This window comes from Nocardioides sp. GCM10030259 (assembly GCF_042666375.1).
Taxonomy (GTDB): Bacteria; Actinomycetota; Actinomycetes; order Propionibacteriales; family Nocardioidaceae; genus Nocardioides.
This window is the reverse complement of sequence record NZ_JBHTDF010000025.1, coordinates 598,713-617,966: the sequence shown is the minus strand read 5'-3', so window position 1 is coordinate 617,966 and position 19,254 is coordinate 598,713. Positions and strand designations below refer to the sequence as shown.

Annotated in this window: 15 protein-coding genes; 3 read left to right on the top strand and 12 right to left on the bottom strand. The window is 69.8% G+C overall.

What is annotated here, in order from left to right; translation table 11 throughout:
• Positions 1-29 precede the first annotated feature (29 nt).
• Positions 30-2,864 carry a family 20 glycosylhydrolase gene (locus ACFQQI_RS22415; RefSeq protein WP_378568752.1) on the top strand — a complete coding sequence of 945 codons (2,835 nt, stop codon included), beginning with the start codon at positions 30-32 and terminating at the stop codon, positions 2,862-2,864.
• 327 nt (positions 2,865-3,191) lie between these two features.
• On the opposite strand, the gene ACFQQI_RS22410 is transcribed toward ACFQQI_RS22415, so the two are convergent.
• A complete protein-coding gene (locus ACFQQI_RS22410; RefSeq protein WP_378568750.1) occupies positions 3,192-4,829 on the bottom strand; it encodes a sulfatase in 1,638 nt (545 codons plus the stop codon).
• Between the two features lie 36 nt (positions 4,830-4,865).
• Positions 4,866-6,128 (bottom strand): metallophosphoesterase family protein, encoded by a 1,263-nt coding sequence (locus ACFQQI_RS22405; protein ID WP_378568748.1) that lies wholly within the window; start codon positions 6,126-6,128, stop codon positions 4,866-4,868.
• Between the two features lie 412 nt (positions 6,129-6,540).
• On the opposite strand from ACFQQI_RS22405, the gene ACFQQI_RS22400 reads away from it, so the two are divergent.
• A complete protein-coding gene (locus ACFQQI_RS22400) occupies positions 6,541-7,086 on the top strand; it encodes a transposase (RefSeq protein WP_378568746.1) in 546 nt (181 codons plus the stop codon).
• Positions 7,025-7,708: a transposase gene (locus ACFQQI_RS22395; RefSeq protein ID WP_378568744.1), complete on the top strand. Its 684-nt coding sequence runs from the start codon at positions 7,025-7,027 to the stop codon at positions 7,706-7,708. Before ACFQQI_RS22400 ends, ACFQQI_RS22395 begins: the two co-directional genes overlap by 62 nt.
• Positions 7,709-7,768: 60 nt before the next feature.
• Here ACFQQI_RS22395 and ACFQQI_RS22390 read toward each other — a convergent pair whose 3' ends face one another.
• The 10 genes from ACFQQI_RS22390 to ACFQQI_RS22345 all read right to left on the bottom strand — a co-directional run bounded on the left by ACFQQI_RS22390 (position 7,769) and on the right by ACFQQI_RS22345 (position 19,220).
• Positions 7,769-8,839, bottom strand: a complete 1,071-nt coding sequence (locus ACFQQI_RS22390; RefSeq protein ID WP_378568742.1) for a tyrosine-type recombinase/integrase — start codon at positions 8,837-8,839, stop codon at positions 7,769-7,771.
• A gap of 744 nt (positions 8,840-9,583) precedes the next feature.
• Positions 9,584-10,192: an enoyl-CoA hydratase-related protein gene (locus ACFQQI_RS22385; protein ID WP_378568740.1), complete on the bottom strand. Its 609-nt coding sequence runs from the start codon at positions 10,190-10,192 to the stop codon at positions 9,584-9,586.
• 73 nt (positions 10,193-10,265) lie between these two features.
• A complete protein-coding gene (locus ACFQQI_RS22380) occupies positions 10,266-11,060 on the bottom strand; it encodes an enoyl-CoA hydratase-related protein (RefSeq protein WP_378568738.1) in 795 nt (264 codons plus the stop codon).
• A 34-nt stretch (positions 11,061-11,094) separates the two neighbouring features.
• The gene (locus ACFQQI_RS22375) at positions 11,095-11,847 is read right to left on the bottom strand and encodes an enoyl-CoA hydratase (RefSeq protein ID WP_378568736.1); all 753 of its coding nucleotides are present in this window, start codon (positions 11,845-11,847) and stop codon (positions 11,095-11,097) included.
• Positions 11,844-14,033, bottom strand: a complete 2,190-nt coding sequence (locus ACFQQI_RS22370; RefSeq protein WP_378568734.1) for an acyl-CoA dehydrogenase family protein — start codon at positions 14,031-14,033, stop codon at positions 11,844-11,846. The genes ACFQQI_RS22375 and ACFQQI_RS22370 overlap by 4 nt, the downstream gene beginning before the upstream one ends.
• 1 nt (position 14,034) lies before the next feature.
• A complete protein-coding gene (locus ACFQQI_RS22365; RefSeq protein WP_378568732.1) occupies positions 14,035-14,799 on the bottom strand; it encodes a hypothetical protein in 765 nt (254 codons plus the stop codon).
• Positions 14,796-15,680 (bottom strand): CoA-transferase, encoded by an 885-nt coding sequence (locus ACFQQI_RS22360; protein WP_378568730.1) that lies wholly within the window; start codon positions 15,678-15,680, stop codon positions 14,796-14,798. Before ACFQQI_RS22360 ends, ACFQQI_RS22365 begins: the two co-directional genes overlap by 4 nt.
• On the bottom strand, positions 15,677-16,501 hold the full coding sequence (locus ACFQQI_RS22355; protein ID WP_378568728.1) for an SDR family NAD(P)-dependent oxidoreductase: 825 nt from the start codon (positions 16,499-16,501) through the stop codon (positions 15,677-15,679). The genes ACFQQI_RS22360 and ACFQQI_RS22355 overlap by 4 nt, the downstream gene beginning before the upstream one ends.
• Entirely contained in the window at positions 16,498-18,009 is a 1,512-nt protein-coding gene (locus ACFQQI_RS22350) for a 3-hydroxyacyl-CoA dehydrogenase NAD-binding domain-containing protein (protein WP_378568726.1), read from the bottom strand. The genes ACFQQI_RS22355 and ACFQQI_RS22350 overlap by 4 nt, the downstream gene beginning before the upstream one ends.
• A complete protein-coding gene (locus tag ACFQQI_RS22345; protein ID WP_378568724.1) occupies positions 18,009-19,220 on the bottom strand; it encodes a thiolase family protein in 1,212 nt (403 codons plus the stop codon). The genes ACFQQI_RS22350 and ACFQQI_RS22345 overlap by 1 nt, the downstream gene beginning before the upstream one ends.
• Between the last annotated feature and the right edge of the window lie 34 nt (positions 19,221-19,254).

Genomic DNA, 19,254 nt, shown 5'->3' with positions numbered 1-19,254 from the left:
CCCAAAACAACGATTGAGTCGGAGGACACGTGAACAGACATCAGGCGAAGCGAGCGGCGTGGTTATCCGGGTTGCTCTCGGTTGCGTTGACGGCGTCGATGACGCTCGGTACGCAGCCGTCGGGGGCAGCGGAGCAGAGCGCTGCGCCGACCTTCATCACGCCGGCCCCACCTGGCGCCGGGGCGTACGACCCCCCCGAGCCATCGACGTGGCCGATCGACAGTGAACACTCGCAGAACCTGTCGCGCCTGCCCGGCACGGTGGCGACCGCCACCTCGCAAGCAATGGTTCCGCCATTGGAGAGATGGCAACCGTCGAACGCGATCGACGGGGACATGTCCACCCGGTGGTCCTCGGACAATGCTCTCGACTGCCTGCCCAAGCCGTGTTCGTACGACCCTACGAACGACTATCTGCAGGTCGAGTTCGCCGAGCCGCACCCCATCCATCACATCGACATCTATTGGGAGACGGCGCGGCCGTCGCGCTACGTCATTCAGGTCTCCCAGGACGGGACCAACTGGATCGACGTCGTCCGTGTCGTTGGAGCACCGGAGCCGACCGATTCGCACATCGTGGCTGTTGAGGACCCGGTCAAGTTCGTCCGGGTGCAAGGTCTTGAGCGAGCGACCCAGTGGGGCTACTCGATTTGGGAAATTGACGTCTGGGACGGCCCAGAACGCACGTACTTCGGCGAGGCGGGTCGAGTGCTCCCGGTCCCTGTCACACAGGTCGACGGCGCCGGAAGCCCGTTCGAGTTGACCGGGCAGACACGGCTTGCGGTCTCCGACGACTCATTGAAACCGCTGGCCGACCTGCTCGCCCGCTACTTGCGCCCGTCGACCGGATTCGTCCTGCCCGTGACCGCGGATCCACCCGCATCAGGCGACATCGCTCTGGTGCAAGCCGACGTACCCGGCCTGCCGGACGGCGATGCTCTGGCCTCTGCTGAAGGCTACAAGCTCGAGGCCAGCTCCACTGGCGTGACTCTCACCGCTCCCGCGGAGCACGGACTCTTCAACGCGTTCCAGACGCTGCGCCAACTGTTGCCGGAGCAGGCATACTCGAACACTCCACGCACTGGACCTTGGCAGGTCGCCGACACGACGATCGTCGACTACCCGCGATTCGGTTACCGCGGCCTGATGATCGACCCGGCGCGGAACTTTCTGACCGTGCCCGAGGTCAAGGCGATCATCGACGGCTTGGCTGCCATGAAGGGCTCCCAGTTGCATGTCCATCTCACCGACAGCCAGTCCTGGAGGCTTGAGATCGAGGGCCCCCCCGGGGATCCCGACAAGTATGCAAGGCTGACCGGCTCCGGCGGGTGCCACGGCAACCCGTGCCGATCCGGTTCGTACACCCAGCAGGACTTCAGGAACATCGTGTCCTACGCCAATGCTCGATTCGTGGAAGTCATCCCCGAGGTGGAGGGGCCGGCCCATGCCGCCAAGGCGGTGGCTGAAGTGCCCGACATCTCCTGCCTCGACGACAACCACTTCTGCACGGACAAGTCGCGTCCGAACAACGCGAACGCCCTCGCGTTCATGGAAGAGGTGCTCACCCAACTGGCGGCGATCTCGTCCAGTCCCTTGATCAGCGTTGGTCTGGACGAAGCTGATGCGGTCGGTCAGGCCCAGTACTCGCAGTGGGCCAAGGACATGGAGAACATCCTTGAGCCCTTGGGCAAGACCGCGGTCGGTTGGACCCCCAGTCCGTCCGGTTTCGCCGATCCCGATTCGGTGCACCAGTACTGGCGCGACCAGACGTCGGACGCCAACTCGACCATGAGCTGTGACTGGTTCGACGATCAACGCCGCGTGATTCTGTCTCCGCCCGGGCAGGCGTACCTGGACGGCCAAGGCCCCGCGGACGCCCTCGGCAACTACGACTGGGACCCCAGTTCCGTCCGGGACGACTATCGGAACGCCGTTCTGCAAGACGAGTACTGCCTGCAAAACCTGGACATCATCGGTATCGAGGGTGCGAGCTGGGCCGAGTCGACACCGGGCCTGGAGGCGAACACCGTCCGCGAGCTGACGTCCATGGCGGCATTGATCGAGAAGGCCTGGTCGCCGCAAGAGAAGACCGGTGACGGGAACGTATTTGCTGCCCGCCTGGCGTACTGGGCAGCTCGCTGGAACTTCGCGGGAGCACGATTCCGCCAGGAGAGTCGAGTCCCCTGGGTGACCCGCGTGGCCGGTTCCGTGCTGAGGGCGGGGATGGACGGTCGGGTGGGCAGCGCCGAACTGGCCGGGCTGAGTGCCGCCAAGGGCGCGCGAGAGGGCTTCACCGCTACCGTCGACTGGGGGGACGGCAGTGAACCCGAACCGGTAGTCATCTCCGGAAGCAATCCCAGTAGTGGCGTTCCCGCCAGGGACTCCAAGGCTGCGACACTCTTCACGGTCTCTGGTTCGCACACCTATGCCCCCGGCCAGAGCCATACCGGGACAGTGACGTTCACCGACGGCCGGAGGGCCTGGTCTGCAACGTTCGAGGTCGTGGCACCCTGGCGCCTGGACGGGTTCGAACCCCCGGTGCGCATGGGATCAGACGTAGTCAACACCGTCAGCGCAGGCTCCACCGTGCCGTTGAGATTCAAGGTCTACCGGGGTGCGGAGGCGATGACATCCGGCATCGGCGCGGTCCTCACCACCCAGAAGGTGGGGTGTGACGGCAGCGATCTGCAGGAGCCTCTGGAGGAGCTGCCGACGACCGGTTCCACGCAACTTCGATACGACGGTAGCGATGGGCACTGGATCCAGAACTGGGCCACACCCATCGACGCCGCAGGTTCCTGTTACCGGGTCTCGCTGACCACTGCCGATGGTTCGAGCATCGGGGCGGACTTCCGGCTCAAGTGAGGTGGACGAGGAGGGCCCGGTAGGTCCGGGCCCTCCTCCCCACCAGCACGGCGGCGCCTCGCGACAGATCGACCGGACGGAAACTCAGGGCCGCGGTCAGGAGTGTTCCCGCTGGCGTGCACCGATGCGACCGGCGGGCTTGGCCCGGTTCCACGGCTGCGAGACGATCGCGACGGGCCGCAAACCCCGGGGTCAGCAGTAGGTGACAGACATGCCGTCAAGCCCGCAGCTCATGGGGCAACTGCCAACGGCGGCGGGGTGACGTGGCCCCCGTAGATAGCCCGCCACGGATCTCAGACCGGTCGTGGTCGTTCAACGAAACGGGCCTCAGGGACCCGCTTGCAGCTGCTTGGGTATCGGTGCTCGGCAGGCGCCTCCGCGGCAGTTGCGGAGTTGGTCGAGGGTGGTAGCCAGCGCTGCCTGGTCCTCGGCGTACGGCTCGTCGCCGGCCACGTTGTCGAGCTGGTTGGGGTCGTGGTGGAGGTCGTAGAGCTCCACGTCGCCGCTGGCGTGCTCGACGTAGAGGTAGCGCTTGGTGCGCACGCCTTGGGAGTAGCGGAGCGCGGTGGGGCCGGGGTCGCGGGGATGTAGTTGTGGCCCTGACTCGTCGAGGGTGGCGATGGTGCCGCGCGGTCCGGTCTCGGTGAGCACCGCTCGCTTCCAGCCGGTGTCTCCTCCGCGGGCGACGGGCAACAGGTTCGCGCCGTTGAGCGGCCAGTCCACGCTGGTTTCGGCCGCGGCCAGGATCGTGGGTGCGAAGTCGATCGAGGTGAACGGGTCGTGCCGTACCTCGCCGGCCGGGATGCCCGGGCCGCGGATCAGGAGGGGTACCCGTAACGCGGGGTCGTAGGGGAGGATCTTGCCCTGCCGGATCCGGTGCTCGCCGAGAAAGTAGCCGTTGTCGGAGGTGAAGGCGAGGATGGTGTTCTCGAGCTGGCCGGTGCGCTTGAGGGCGGCAACGGTGCGCGCGACCTCGTCGTCGACCAGCGAGATCGCCTCGGCGCGTTGACGCGCGGTCTCCAGCAGGCCCGCCTGCTCGGCGGCGTTGAGGGGCGGCAGGTCGCGGATGAACACCGGCTTGTCACTGACGTCGTCCTCGCCCGCCGCGCCCGGTGCCTTGGTGAGTACGTCGTCGAAGCGGCCGCGCACGCTCGCCGGTCGGGCGGTGGTGGAGAACTGGGTCACCTTCCCGTCGTCGCGGGTGATCGGTCCCGGGTCGTCGGGCTCGCGGGGGTTGCCGTGGTGGGGCGCGACGTAGTTGACCCAGGCGAAGAACGGCCGGGCGTCGCCAGCCTCCTCGGTGATGATGTCCTCGGTCAGGCCGCCGAAGACGTCGGTCTGATAGACGCCGGGCTCGAGGTAGAACTCGCCGTTGTCGTTGAGCGTGGTGTTGAAGAAGCGGTAGGTGCCACCATCCTTCGGATGGCCGGCACCGAGGCCGCCATCGATGGCGCCGCGCCAGTCCGACCAGCCGGGCGGAATGTAGGTCCTGGAGTTGTCGGAGGATCCGTCCGGGGCAGGCTGGGCGCCGTACCCGTTGAGGTACTTGCCGAGAAAGTGGGTGCGGTAGCCGGCCCGCTGCAGCCACACCGGCAGCGTCTCGTCGTCGCGCAGGACCTTGAATCCCCACGGTTCCTCATGGCTCCATACCCGGTGGTTGTGGGTGTAGAGGCCGGTGAGGAACGACGAACGCGCCGGACAGCACAGCGGGTAGGGGGAGAACGAGTTGACGAACTGCACGCCCTCGTCACCGAGCAGCGCGCGAGTCTGCGGCATGTAGGCGAGCTCGTCCTCGCGCATGTCGTCGACTGTGACCACGAGGATGTTGGGTCTGTCTTCCGCTGCCGCGACTATCGCGGGCCGGGCCGAGGAGACGGGCGAGCTGATGCCCGTCATGACACCCAGCGACACGACCGCCATGGCAGCGGCGATCAGGGCGTAGTGGCGGCGACGGATGCCGTGCATGCGGACCTCCCGAGGTTGGTAAGCGGGGCTGGATGCTCAGGGCACGTACTCGGTGAAGAGCCCGGTTCGGTTGGTCAGCGTCGGACGGGGCCCGATCTTGTTGATGGTCATGGTGCCGACCGAAACGGCTCCCGGAGTCATGGCGATCCTTGCCGGGGCGTTCCGATCGGTCTGCCACAGTGTGATGCCGGGCTCGAGGTTGACGGCGTCGGCCATCCGCTTCAGCTCGAGCTCGATCCGCGTGGGGAAGGTCTTGATGATCAGGTAGTTCACCGCCCGCGCCGACATGATGTTGCCGCCGTGCACGATCTGGAACGGCGTGGCCTGCGTGACGGGGTCGTGGTGCGCGGTGATGTCGTGGAACTCTGCGCACAGCAGCAGGTCCACCCGATGCTTCTGCAGCACCTGCCAGAACGCGGAGGACGATCCGCCTTCCATCGTGATCTGCGAGGTGTTGCGGGCCCGGTTGGGCCCGAACGCCGGGCTCTCGGACTGCACCAGGATGTGCTTGATCCCGTCATCACGCTGGCTGGTGAGTACGTCGTCGAGCCAGTCCAGCTGCTCGCCCTCAACCGATGCCTTGACGACATCCGGCCGCTTCACGAACGGATCAACGGTGACCAGCAACGTGAGGGGGTCGAGGCGAACCGCATACGCCGTGTCCTCCCAGGGCGTCCCCACCGGTCGCAGCCGATACTTGCTGGCGCCGGCCGAGTCCTTGGTGAAGAACCGCGCCCATTCGGCCTTGAAGGTCTCCATCGCGTCGTACTTGAACCCGAGCGGGATCCCGTTCCTACCCGAATCGCCGATCTCGTGATCGCCCACCCCGAAGTGCCAATTGGTGGTCACCCCGGACGCGTCACGGATCCGGAACCATTCCGAGTAGTAGCACTCCGCCGCCGCCCGCACCGCAGCGATCCGCTCCTCGTCGGTGCCGACCGGACCGAAGATCCCCGTGGAGGCGGGATCCCCGGCGTCGAGGCCCCACCGCCCCTCGACCATGTCGCCGGTGTGAAGCACGGCCTCCGGCTTCTCGGAGGCGATCTGCGCATACACCGCCTGAAGCGCGTCGTACCACTCCTGGGTGATGCCGTTCGGGTCCCCGGGATCCCAGCCCAGGCCCGCCCGCAGAGTGGCCACGTCCCCGATGTCCGCATGCGGGATACCCGAGGTCGACAGGTAGGTGTGCGGTGGCGCCTGGCCCGCGCTGGCGCCCGCGGGTGACCCCACGCCCAGAGCCACCGCACCGGCGGTCCCACCTGCTAGTACCGTCCTTCTACTGACCACGCGATCGCTCATCAGAACCTTCCCGAGAAGTGGAACTGGCCGAGCGACGCTACGACGAGATACTACAGTAAGTCAATGCGGTTACTTAGATGTGGAATACGTGGGTTGCCTTGAGCTTTCGCGGTCGCATCGGTAGCCGCGTCGCTCAGTACGCCGCCGATGGGATGAATCCGCATGATTGACGGCGTCATTCTGGGCTACTAGAGACTCCCGGCAGGATCGGTGTCTGGCCAGACTCGGTCTAGGTGCTCGGCGGGGCTCGCTCGCTATTGGGCTGCCCGCCCGCCTCGGGCGTGGCTCGCTATCGGTTTGCAGCCCGCCGAGCGCCGCTGACGAGGCGTGGCTCAAGAAGGGACTGCCCTGCTCGTAGTAGTAATGCCCACCTCGCCGTCCACATCGGATCGAGCACAGGCGGGAGCAGCACATGGGACAGGTCATCGTCGGGGTCGATCCCCACAAGCTGTCGGCCACCATCGAGGTCGTCGACGACCACGAGCAGATGCTGGGGTCAGGTCGCTTCAGCACCGACAAGTCCGGCTACGCCGCGATGCGCACCTACGCGAAAGCCTGGCCTGACCGTGTCTGGGCAGTCGAGGGCGCCAACGGGGTCGGACGACCGCTGGCCCAGCGACTGCTCCAGTCCGGCGAGCAAGTCCTCGATGTCCCGGCCAAACTCGCCGCCCGCGTCCGGCTGTTCGACACCGGCCACAACCGCAAGACCGACGCCCGCGACGCGCACTCGATCGCGATCGTCGCGGTTCGCACCAAGACCCTGCGAGTGATGAAGGTCGACGGCGAGCTCGAGGCACTGCGGATGCTCACCCGACCGGCGGGAAGCCCTGACCCGGCGTCGGGTCCAGACCGTCGACCGACTCCAGGCCCTGCTCGCCGAACTCCTCCCAGGGCAGGTGAAACGCGACATCACCACCGGCCAGGCCAAGGCCATGCTCGCGTCTGTCCGCCCGCGTGACATCGCCGGAAAGACCCGCCGGCGCACCGCCGCCGAGGAACTCGCCGAGCTCATCGCGGTCGAGGCCAAGATCAAGAAGGCCACCGCCGAGCTGAAGGCGATCGTGCTTGCCCGTGGCTCGACCCTGATGGACATCCACGGCGTCGGACCGGTCGTGGCCGCACGCATCCTCGCAGACGTCGGCGACGTCGAGCGGTTCGCCGACCGCAACCGGTTCGCGTCCTGGACCGGCACCGCACCACTCGACGCATCCTCCGGCGAGCAGAACCGCCACCGGCTCTCGCGAGCCGGCAACCGTCGGATGAACCACATGATCCACATCGCCGCGGTCACGCAACTGCGCCTCGACACCGAAGGTCGTGCCTACTACCGGCGCAAGCGAGCCGAGGGCAAGAAGCCGCTCGAAGCAGTCAGGTGCCTCAAGCGCAGGATCTCGGATGCGATCTACCGCCAGCTCCTCGCCGACGCCCAACTCGCCGCCGACCACCAACCTGGGGCGAGTCCGGGAGGGCACTGCGGGGCGTCTCAAGAATCCAGCGCGGTCGACCTGCCCCCGCACATCGACACTTCGGATCAGCCACTTCCCGGACCCGCGACGACGACGCTACGCCCGACCGGTTGACAACAGAAGGGAGCCGCGGTGCAGCACCGTCGCGCACGTCAGGCAGGGGCGCCGACCTTCCTAGAGTCCGAGGTCTTTGCTGGAGGTGACGTCGAGGGCTTGGGCGGGGCGGATGTAGCGGTCGATGAGGGTGGCGATGCGCCGGTGGCGGGTCTGCAGGGCGATCCGGTCGAGGGGGACGCCGGCGGCGGCCGCGGCGGTGGCGTGTCCGGCTCGCAGGGAGTGCCCGGTGATGCGTTCGGGGCTGAGGCCGGCGCCGCGGGCGCGGCTGCGGAGCATCCGGGCGATGGCCTCCCCGGAAATCGGGTCGTGGGTGAGGTCTCCGTGGCGGAGGCTGACGAACACGGGTCCGGGGGTGGTGCCGCGCAGCTGGAGCCAGGCGTCGAGGGCGGCGACGGGGTCGGTGCCGGGGTGGCGGCCGTGGGCGACGGGGACGAGATGGCCGTGGCCCTCGGGGTCGGTCTTGGAGCGGCGGACGTGCAGCAGCAGCCCGGCGGGCTGGCGCTCGAGGTCGGCGAGGGTGAGGCCGGTGAGCTCGGAGCGGCGCAGCGCGGAGGCGTAGCCGAGCAGGATGATCGCGGCGTCGCGGGCGCCCTTGAGGCTGCCGCGGTCGATGGCGCCGACGATCTGGCGGATGTCGCCGGTGGTCAGCGGGCGGGCGAGTCGTCGGGGTGCGGTGCCCAGGGTGCGGCGCAGGCCGCGACGGACCTGCCGCAGGGCCTCGTTCTGGATGGGGTCGGGGTGGCCGTGGCTGCGGTGGACATAGGAGATCGCCGAGCAGGCGCCGTCGATGGCCGAGGCGGAGACGTCCTCGGTGGCGCGGTGGGCCAGGTAGGCGCAGACCGCGGCCGGCGCCGCGGGCAGCGGCGCGATGCCCCGGTCGGTGCACCAGCGCTCCCAGCCGCGCCAGTGGTGGGCGTAGACGGTGCGGGTGGACTCGGTGACCGCGGCGGTCAGCGCAGCGGCGATCCGCTGCGCGTCGGTCTCGGTGAGCCCGGCGAACGGGTCGAGCACCGGCTGCATCAATGCGGCGCTTGAGGGCCGGTCGGGATCAGAGCTGGTGGCTCCGGTCGGGTGAGCCGGCCAGGTGAGGGGCGAGCTGAGATTCGTGCTGGCGGTGGGGGTCGTCATCGGCCGGTTGTACCGGCGTTCCGCGCCGCGCCAGCGCAGAAGGCGCGGCCACTCCCCCGGCTCGGCCAGCCTCGCAGGCGGGGCGGTGAACAGGCTGGTGGGCGGGTTGGTGGGTGGTAAAGGCGTAGAAAATGACCATCGCTCGATCGCCTGACCCGGGACCTCGCGGTCAGCGCCTCGAGGACAGGCTCGCGAAGAAGTTCGTACTGCTCGCGATGACAACGGGGGGTGTCCGGCGGACGGGCGATCACCTTGCCACGGACGACCTTCTCCTCCGGCCGGAACTGTCTCCGGTGAGGTCGACCTCCGAGCCGTCGGATAGTCGGTTCCGGTAGTGGTGGTGGCCGATCGGAGCCAGCGCGTACGCGACCACTTTCTGGGCCAACTAGATGCACGACGAATCACCCTCGTGTCCGAAGGTAAGAACCTCCGTCTCCGCCTTCGCGCAAAGGACTCGCCGTCATGAGAAGGCATCGGATACCTATCCAGGGCTAGCGTGAGTCGCCGGAACAGAGCGAGCGACCGACGAGAGGTCCGCCCCACTTCGCTCAGCAAATGAAACTTCGGTACAGCCAAGCAGCACGTGCATCGCCTTCTCGCTCCAGGGCGTCGGCGATCCGCCGCCGAGATTCTCCGGCGACACACCGACAGCAGGTGCAGTCGTTCTCGTGGACGTGACGGAACTCCGTCCACTGGGGCAGTGGATCGTCTGTAGCCTCACTCATCGGGCACGGTCCAAGAGCCTTACTCATCGTCCGATCCCGTCGCCACGGCCAGCCAGGCGTCGTACTCCAACCGCTCGGCAAGTCCTGCGGCACGGTCGGCGCGCAGCGCACGCCGAAGGGCCGATGTGGTCGCCGGGATCGATCCGAGCCGCGCCACCAGTTCCTCCGCCCGATCGAGGTCGCCGACCTCGCTGACGAGGCCTCGTGCGGTTGCTTCGCCTGCGTTGAGCGTGCGCCCGGTCCAGAGGAGGTCTTCGGCCGGCAGGCATAGGTGCCGGATGACGGCGGGCAGTCCGGCGACGAACAGGCTGTGCGGAACCGACGCGTCGAAGGCGAGCGTCGCGTCGCGGTCGAGGATGCGCACGTCCGCGGCGAGGAACAATGCGAGACCTAGCTCCGAGATCTTTCCACGCGCGTGCACGACGACGGAGAACGTCGCGGTTTCGACAGCCCGGATCAGGGCGTGGGGTCCAGCGCTGATCGCGGCGGCGTCGACCGCGTCGTCGCGGAGAGTGCGGTGCGCCCAGGCGTCGCCGTCCACGCGAAGCAGCACGGCTGATGCGTGGTCGCGAGCCGCCTGCTTGAGCGCGGACGTCAGCTGCGTCCGGTCCTCGGCGTCGAGCCGCATGCCCTTGCCTCGATCCGTGACCATCATCGTCGGGCACGCGATCGATCGCGATGCTGTCTCGGTCATCTGCTTCTCACTCTCCGTGGAACTCGGCGGGCCGCTTCTCGAGGAAGGCCGAGATGCCCTCGACTTTGTCCGCCGTCGACAGCAGCACCGCCAACTGGGAGCGCTCGAAGTCGAGGCCTGCGGAGATTCCGACCTCCTCGGCCTGCCGCAACGCGGCCTTGCCCAGTCGCTGCGCGATCGGGCTCGCCTGGGCCAACCTGGCGGCGAGGGCGACCCCCGCTTCGACCACGCACTCCGACGGCACGACCTGGTGGACCATCCCGAAGCGGTGCGCGGTCCACGCATCGAGGGTGCGGCCGGTCATCACGAGGTCGGCGGCCCGGAACCGACCACACACTCGCGACCACCGCTGGGTTCCGCCGGCGCCGGGGATGATCCCGAGGTTGATCTCGGGCTGGCCGAGCACGGCGCTGTCACCGGCGACGATGAAGTCGCAACTCATCGCGATCTCGCAACCGCCGCCGAGCACGTAGCCGGCGACCGCAGCGACCAGCGGCTTGGGGAATCGCGAAATCAACGGCCAGACCTGTTGCCGCTCGGAGAGCAGGTACCTCGAAGGCGTGTTGTCACGCAGCTCCCGAAGGTCCGCGCCAGAGGCGAAGATCCGGGAGCCACCGGTCAGCACGACCGCGCGGACCTGGTCGTCATGTGCGGCGGCGTCGAGCCCCTCCGCCAGTCCCCGCAGCACCTCGGTGCTGAGCGCGTTGCGCGTCTTCGGGCGGTTGATCGTCAACACCTCGACGTGGCCGACGCGCTCGTTGCGCACGGCCCGGCCGACAGCGGTGTCGTCCGTGGTGGTCATCGTCCTGCTCCTTCTTGCAGCCGCACGGTGCGCCTCACTTGCGGAACTTCGACACGAACTCCTGGATCGCCGGCTTGGTCGCCGACGACGCCTGCGCCCAGGCCTCGAACTCCAGGCTGGAGCCCAGGTCGGCGTCGTCCGCGATCTGCACGGAGCGCTTGATGTCGGCGGCGAGCTGCCGGTCCAGACGGGCGTACCGGTGGGCCATCTCGGTCGCAGCCGTCAGCGGGTCGTCCGCCAACGTTGCCGCGAGTCCTCGCGCGACGGCCTCGGCGCCGGACATGGCGCCGCCGTCCAGCAAAAGCTGGAGCGCACGTTCCTTCCCGAGCGCCTGCACGAGGAACCACGTACACCCACCGCCGGGGTGGAGACCGATGCGGGAGAACGTCGCGGCGAACGACGCGTCGGGACCCGCGACGCGGAGGTCGCAGCTCATCGCGAGATTCAGACCGGCGCCGACAGCGGGGCCCTGGACCGCCGCGATCGTCGGCATCGAGAGGTCCCGCAGGGCAAGGAAGCAGGCGTAGACCTCGAGCAGGTCGTCGCGCAGCTGCGCGACGCTCCGGCCCGTGTCGCCGAACACCGCCGGCAGGTCGGCGCCGCCGCAGAAGGCGCTGCCGGCGCCGGTGACCACGACGGCGGTCGTGGCCGCGTCGGCCCGCACCCGTCGTACGGCGGCATGCAGGTCCGTCTGCAGCTCGGGGCCGATGATATTGCGACGGTCGGGGTCGTCCAGCGTGATGACGCGGACGCCATCCTCGTGCTCGTCGACTTGCACCAGGCTCATGCCGCTCCCTCGTTCTCGTGTCGGTTCGGTGTCGTGGCGGCCGTCGGTCGCTCGGTGACCCATCTCCAACGGGCCTCCTCGTCCAGTCCGGCGATCCATGTCCCCAGGCGCTCGGCCCAGGCCCGTTCGGTCCCCACCTCGTCGCGCCACGACCACAGCCGTCGGGTCGAGAGGTGCAGCGGGTGCTCGCGCGTGACGCCCATGGCGGCGTGGACCTGGTGTGCGATCCGGGCGACCTCCGTGGCTGCAGACCCCACCACGACTCGCGCTGCGGCCGTGGCCGCCCACGCGTCCACGGAGCCCCGTGCGGCGACGGCGCGCGCGACGGCGAGCCGGGCCAGCGCGTGCAGCGAGGCCGCGGAGGCCACGAGGCCGGCGATTGCCTGGAACTTCATCAACGGCCGCCCGAACTGCTCCCGGGTCTGCGCATGCTCGACCGTCCGCGCGAGAGCCGTCTCGAGCGCGCCGATCATCGCGACCGCACGCAGCAGCGCCAGGTCCACGACGACGTCATCGGGGGCCACGCCGGTGAGCACCTCGGAGGAGGGTAGGCGGACCCGGTCGAAAGTGACGCGGTCGCGCGGCTCCCCGGCGAGGTTCGTCGCATCGTCGACGCCGACACCCGGCGCCGTACGGCCGACCCTGACGAGCCGCGAGCGCCCGTCGAGCTCGACGGCCACGAGGATGTCGTCGGCCCACCGGCCCCACGGCACTCGTACCGCCACCCCGTCGAGCACGACGTCTGCGCCGTCGGAGGACGCCGTCACCTCCGTGCCTGACCCGACGGCGACGGACAGCACGCCCTTGGAGGGGACCCCGGCGCGGGCGAGAGCCCTGCCCGCTACCGCCGTCTCGGCAATCGGCGCGGAGACCGCATGGCGGCCCAACCCCTCGACAACCGCGGAGAGATCAGCAAGGTCGCCTCCCGAGCCACCGGCTTCCTCCGGTACGCCGACCCCGGGCCAGCCGAGCCTCTCCAGGAGCTCCCACGTGCCGCGGTCGTCGACGTCGGGGTCGCCGCCACGGTCGTCGAGCACGTCGTCGACCACGCCACGGAGCTCGTGCTCGTCGGCGACGGACGACCCGCGGCCGGCGCCGCGCGCGATGAGCGTGCGCAGCACTTCCGAAGTCCCGCCACGGATCGTGAAGCCCGGCGCGGCCAGGGTGCCCTGAGCGAGCAGGCGTGCCGCGTGGCCATCGTCGAGGCTCGCCTCGACGTCCATCCAGCCACGCGCGAACTCGTTCACGTCGCACTCGAAGGCGGTGCCGAGATCCTTGAGCACAGCGGCCTCGAAGACCGGCGATGCACCGGCGTCGATCCGTGCGGCGACCTCCACCGCCATCCGACGGAGTGTCGCGAGGCGAGCGTGCATCCGCCCGACGGCCGCGGCACCCTCGTGTCCGGCGTCGGTCGCAGCGGCGAGCAGAGGGTAGGTGCTCAGCACCCGTTCGATCCCGCCTCGCTCCAGCGACAGCTGCGCCGTGACCTGGCGCCAGCCCTCACCGATGACGCCGAGCACGTCGCCGTCCGGCACCCGCACGCCGTCGAACGTGATCTCGTTGAAGTGGTGCTCACCGCTGAGATCGTGGATCGGCCGGACCTCCACGCCGGGAGCGGACATGTTCACCACGAACTCCGACAGGCCCTCGTGCTTGGCGTCGCTCGTCTCGGTACGGGCCAGCACGTAGGCGTGCGTCGAGCGGTGCCCCTGGCTGGTCCAGATCTTCCGCCCCGTGATCGACCAGCCGCCGTCAGTCCGGGTTGCGGTGGTGCGCACCGACGCGAGATCCGAACCGGCCTCCGTCTCGCTCATGCCCAAGCAGAACGTGATCTCTGCCGATGCGATGCCGGGCAGGTAGCGCTGCTTGGCCTCCTCGGTGCCATGCCGCAGGATCGAAGGCCCGATCTGTCGGTCGGCGATCCAGTGCGCGGCAACGGGAGCCCCGGATCGCAGTAGCTCCTCGGTGACCACGAGCCGGGCGAGGGCGGTGTGCGCACCCCCGCCGTACTCCCGCGGCCAGGACAGCCCGATGAGCCCGCGGCTTCCCATGGCCCGGCTGAACTCGATGCTGTACCGCCGCAGCCAGGAGTCGCAGGCCGGGGTGAACCGGCCGGCGTCGAGCCACTCGTCCAGCAACCCGCGGACCACGCCGCGGATCTCCTCGAGGTCCTTGGTCGGTGCCATCTCAACTCCTCACGGCAGCCCGGCGAGCCACCTGGTAGCCCCGCTTGCGACCCTCGTCCAGCACCGCGACAGCCGCGGCGCGCTCTCGCTCATCGGCCCGCGGCCGGGACGTGGGGCTGCCCGATGCCACGCCGATCCCCTCGACGTGCCGGGCGAAGTCGTCGACGCCGGCGACGTCGGCCAGCTCCTCGATCTCCGGTTCGCCCCCGAGCCGGACCACTCCCCACCGGGTGTGGAGCCTGACCAGCGTCTGCGGGCCGGGCGCGGCGGTCACGTGCTCGACCTCCGACTGCAGCCGGTCGAGCCCGGGCCCGCCGTTCAGCCACACCAGCTCTCGGGCCTGCGCCGCGACGTCGGGTGCACCCCCACCACCGGGAAGGCGCACCTTCGGTCGGCGTCGCGGTCCGATCAGCGACGAGTTCACGCGACCTCGGACGTCGACATTGCTGGCGTCGAGGACCACCCGGTCGAACCTGCGGCCGAGGCTGAGCAGCATCGCGGCGGTGTCACCTTCGAACCCGAGGGCGTTCGCGTAGGCGGGGTAGTCCGTCGTGCTCGTCGGCAGCAGACGGCCTGCCGCGAGAGTAGTGGCGCCGGCCTCGAAGACCTGGGCGAACGGCTGGGTGCCGGCTCCGCTCGGAAGCTGGTGGGCGAGCTGCCCGGCGAGGACCGGCCAGTGGAAGCCCGTGAACACCCAGCCTCCCCGGGTGAACTCACGTGCGGCCCGGACCAGGAAATCGAGAACCGTCTCGTCGTACCGCGTCACGGCTGCGCGCCCTCTGCGAGGTGCTCGACGGGCCGGCCGTGAGGGTCGGGACCGGACCGGATCCCTGCAAGCCACTCCTCGAAGCCCTGCACGGACGAGCTGTCTGCCGCATAGTCCTCGTACGCCGTAACGTCCCGGTCGTAGCGCCCGACGGCGCCGTCGGGCGCGACCGCCCCGGGCCGAGGTACGACGGCATCCACCATCAGGCCCGGCAGCGTCGCGGTGCCCTGCAGCCGCTCGCCGGTCGGCAGCACCTCCTCCGCAACCACGACGACCGTGTGCGCACCCTGTGCGGCGGCGACCGCCTCACCGACGGGACCACGGATGATGGCGTTGCCGTGGCGGTCGGCGACGTCGACGTGCACGAACGCCACATCGGCGGCGAGGGCGCGGACGACGGTGCTGTCTCCGAATGGTGTCGAGACGGTCGTGAGCATGCCGTCCGTCCAGTCCTCGTCGGCGAAGCCGGTGCCGGCGAGTCCCGCGACGGGGAGGAACGGGACGTGCCACGCCCCGGCGTGCAGAGCTGCCGTCAGCAGTCCCAGGCTCATCTCGTGCATCCGGACGGACTCGTCGCCGCTCTCGGCGAGGCGCCGGAAGTTCCATGCCGGGTGCGGACCGACCGGTCCCCAGCAGTGTCCGAACGTCGCCGACGCCACGAGGCCGGCACCGAGGAGCTGGTCGAGCAGCAGGCCCCCCGAGGCGACGATCAGGTCGAGGTTGCGGCGGTTCTGGCGGATCAGCTCGTGACCGACGCAGAAGAGCTGGGCCCCGAAGTTGCCCAGGTAGACCGTCGTGCCGTCGGGGACGTAGGTCGACACCGCGTCGACCAGGCCGAGCACGGGCCGCGCCAGCCCGATCTCAGCCATCTGGGCGCTCACTCGTACACCTCGGGCAGCATGTGGAGCCCGCGTCCGAGGTGGGCACCTCCGTCGATCTGGAGCAGCTGACCGGTCATCATGCTGGCGGCAGGGCTGGCCAGGAAGGCGACCAGCTCGGCGACGTCCTCCACCGAGGTGGCCGCGCGCATCGGGGTCGCCTTCTCGACGAGGTTGCCGAGCACGTGGTCGTTCGTCTCCTCGGTGAGCGCTGCCGTGACGACGGTGCCCGGCCCGATGCAGTTCAGGCGGATGCCGTCCTCGGCCCACTCCAGCGCGAGGGTCCGGGTCAGCCCGAGCACTCCGGAGCGTGCGGCTATCGAGTGCGCCATCCCCATCCCACCGCGCTCGACCCCGGACAGAGACATGCTCACGACCACTCCCCCGCGCGCCGCCAGGTACGGGTACGCCGCGCGGGTCGCCGTGAAGACCGCCGTCAGGTTGAGATCGACGACGGCTGCCCAGCCGCGGTCGCTGATCTCGGTCGCCGGGGCGAAGAACTGCCCGCCGGCGTTGTTGACGAGGACGTCGATGCCGTACCGGTCGCCGGCCTCCGTGACGACTGCGGACATCGCCTCGGCGTCGCGGACGTCGACCACGGCGACGTCGAACCGCTTCGGGGCGGCGGCCAGGGAACGGGTCCCGCTCAGTGTCTCCTCGTGGCGCCCGACACCGGTCACCCGGGCACCGAGCTCGACCAGTCGCAGCGCGCAGGCGCGTCCGATGCCGCTGCCGGCGCCGGAGACGATGGCCGACATGCCGCTGAGGCACTTGGGAGCCAGCACCTGGGGCGCCGCTCGGCGCCCGCGGTCGCGAGCGCTCATCGAGTCGCCAGCGCGGCCCGCTGGGCGGCCGACGCGTGGCGGCGCATCAGCTGCGACGGCCGGTAGCGCGGGTCGCCGAACGCGTCCAGCATCGAGCGGAGGCCGTCGTGCACCGTGGCGACGCCGACCCGGTCGACGTACTCCAAAGGCCCCTGGGGATGGTTCATCGCCAGCCTCAGCGCCGTGTCCACGTCGGCGGGCTCCGCAGTCCCCTCCTCGACGACGGCGTACGCCTCGTTGGCCAGGCACGTCGCGAGGCGGTCGGCGACCAAGCCGGGGAGGGCGAGTACGCGGACCGAGTCCGCCCCCTGCGCGTCGAGCACGTCATCGACCCATGCAGGGGCCCGCAGCCCGGCCTCCTGGTCGTCGACGACCTCGGCGAACGGCCGGTCTTGCCAGGTGTGCAGCCTGATCCACGCCGCACCCTCGGGGAGGTGGGTGGACCATCCGACGTCGGAGCTGTCGACCACCACCCGTCCCGTCGCTGTCAGGGCGCGCACGTTGTCGACGTCTTCGGGCCGCGGGGGCCGGTGGCAGGCGTAGAGCACCGCCTCCGAGCCACCCGGGGAGGAGTCGCTCCCGCCGTGGAGGATGACGGCCGAGGCGTCCGGGCCCTCCACACGCACCGAGCCACCGGGTCGGTCGACGGCCACGCGGGTGACCCGGTTGATGGCGTCGCGGGCGGACTCGACCTCGTGCTCGTAGAAGCCGCGACCCACGGCACGGCCGGTCATGCCGTTGCGGACCAGCTGCCGGACTCGCGGGATGGGCCGGTAGCGCGGGTCGCCGAACTCTCGGTACGCCGTCTCGGACGACGCGAGGTGGGTGTGCAGGCCGGTGAAGTCCAGCAGCTGGAGCGGACCCATCCGGTGGCCGAGTGCGCCGCGCGCCGCGGCGTCGACCACGGCCGGCTCGAGTCCCTCGGCGACCAGCAGCTGGGCCTCGTAGTAGAGCGGACGGCAGACCCGGTTGACCACGAAGTTGGGCGAGTCACCGCAGGTCACCGGCGTCTTGCCGAGCTGCTCGACGACCTGTACCGCCAGGGCGTGCACGTCGTCGGACGTCGCCGCGCCGCGGATCACCTCGACGAGGCGCATCTTGGTCGGCGGGTTGAAGAAGTGCAGGCCGACGACGCGACCGGGGTCGCCGAACGCCCGGCCCATCTGTCCGATTGAGAGGGACGAGGTGTTGGAGGCGACGACGAGGTCCGGACCGCCGTGATCGCGGGCGACCGCGAGCAGCTCCTCCTTGGCCGCCATGTTCTCCACGATCGCCTCGACGAGCAGGTCGGCGCGGGCAGCGGCGTCCTCCAGCGTCGCAGCCTGCACCTCGACGGTCTCGCCGTCCTTGTCGGCCTCGGCGCGGATCCGGTCCAGACCCTGCGCGGTGGCCTCCGGCGAGACGTCGACCACCAGCACCGAGGCGCCGGCGCGGTCGAAGACACGCGCGATGCCGCGGCCCATCGGGCCGAGCCCGACCACGGAGACCGTCCAGGATCCCAGGTCCATCACTGCACCCGCTCGATGACGGCCGCGATGCCCTGTCCGCCACCGACGCACAGGCTCGCCACGCCGTAGCGGCCGCCGGTGCGCGCCAGCTCGTGCACCAGGCTGACGACGACCCGGTTGCCGCTCTGCCCGGTGGGGTGCCCGAGCGCGATGCCGCCGCCGTTGACGTTGACCTTCTCCTCGGGGAGCCCCAGGACGCGGACGTTCTGGACGATCTGCGCACCGAAGGCCTCGTTGATCTCGAAAAGGTCGGCGTCGTCGGCCGACAAGCCGGCTCGTTCGAGGGCGAGGGGGATCGCCTTCGTCGGACCGACGCCCATCACGGTCGGGTCCACTCCGACCGCGGCGAACGAGACCAGCCTGCCCAGCGGCGTCAGGCCGTGCTCCTCCACGGCCGCCGCGCCGGCCAGCACCACCGCCGCGGCGCCGTCGGCCATCTGGCTGGAGTTGCCGGCGGTCACGGTGCCACCGTCCTCGAACGACGGTCGCAGCCTGGCCAATCGGTCGAGCGTGGTGTCCGCGCGGTGCGTCTCGTCCATCGCGAGCGTGCCGTTCTCCGACTCCACGGGCACGACCTGGGCGTCGAAGACGCCGTTCTTCCACGCCTCGCCGAGCCGGGTGTGGCTCCGCAGCGCCCACGCGTCCTGGGCCTCGCGGTCGACGCCGTACTCGCGCGAGATCTTCTCGGCCGTCTCCCCCATGCTCATGCCGCAGGAAGGATCGGTGCCCCCGTCGCGCCAGCCGTCCGAGAGGGTCACGTCGCCACGTCGAACGCCTTCCCACCGGAGCGTGTACGGCGCGATGTACGGCATCGTCGACATGCTCTCGGCCGCGATGGCGAGCGTGACGTCGGCGTCGCCGAGGACGATCGACTGGGCGGCGAGCTGGATCGCCTTGAGACCGGACGCGCAGGCCATGTTGACGGTCTGCGCCGGGACGGCTTGGCCGACACCGGCGGCGAGGGAGATCTGGCGTCCGGGGTTGGGCCCGTTCCCCGCCTGACGACAGTTGCTGACCACGGTCTCGCCGATCACGTCAGCACCGACTCCTGCGCGCTCGAGCGCAGCCGCACCCGCGATGCCACCGAGCTCGACCACCCGGACGTCGTGGAGCGAGCCACCGTAGCGGCCGTGCGGCGTGCGGACCGCGCTGACGATGTAGACCTCCGTGCCGCCGACTGAGGAGGCTGAACGGGCCGCAGTTGTGGACATCTGGTTCTCCGATCGTGGGGTTGGCGGGCTTTCG

Bases quoted from the DNA above. Each gene is read 5' to 3' on its own strand.
- ACFQQI_RS22350 (WP_378568726.1), bottom strand. From the start codon at position 18,009: ATGGACCTGGGATCCTGGACGGTCTCCGTGGTCGGGCTCGGCCCGATG.
- ACFQQI_RS22370 (WP_378568734.1), bottom strand. From the start codon at position 14,033: ATGGCACCGACCAAGGACCTCGAGGAGATCCGCGGCGTGGTCCGCGGG.
- ACFQQI_RS22405 (WP_378568748.1), bottom strand. From the start codon at position 6,128: ATGAGCGATCGCGTGGTCAGTAGAAGGACGGTACTAGCAGGTGGGACC.
- ACFQQI_RS22385 (WP_378568740.1), bottom strand. From the start codon at position 10,192: ATGCGGCTCGACGCCGAGGACCGGACGCAGCTGACGTCCGCGCTCAAG.
- ACFQQI_RS22390 (WP_378568742.1), bottom strand. From the start codon at position 8,839: ATGACGACCCCCACCGCCAGCACGAATCTCAGCTCGCCCCTCACCTGG.
- ACFQQI_RS22400 (WP_378568746.1), top strand. From the start codon at position 6,541: ATGGGACAGGTCATCGTCGGGGTCGATCCCCACAAGCTGTCGGCCACC.
- ACFQQI_RS22355 (WP_378568728.1), bottom strand. From the start codon at position 16,501: ATGAGCGCTCGCGACCGCGGGCGCCGAGCGGCGCCCCAGGTGCTGGCT.
- ACFQQI_RS22345 (WP_378568724.1), bottom strand. From the start codon at position 19,220: ATGTCCACAACTGCGGCCCGTTCAGCCTCCTCAGTCGGCGGCACGGAG.
- ACFQQI_RS22380 (WP_378568738.1), bottom strand. From the start codon at position 11,060: ATGACCACCACGGACGACACCGCTGTCGGCCGGGCCGTGCGCAACGAG.
- ACFQQI_RS22410 (WP_378568750.1), bottom strand. From the start codon at position 4,829: ATGCACGGCATCCGTCGCCGCCACTACGCCCTGATCGCCGCTGCCATG.
- ACFQQI_RS22375 (WP_378568736.1), bottom strand. From the start codon at position 11,847: ATGAGCCTGGTGCAAGTCGACGAGCACGAGGATGGCGTCCGCGTCATC.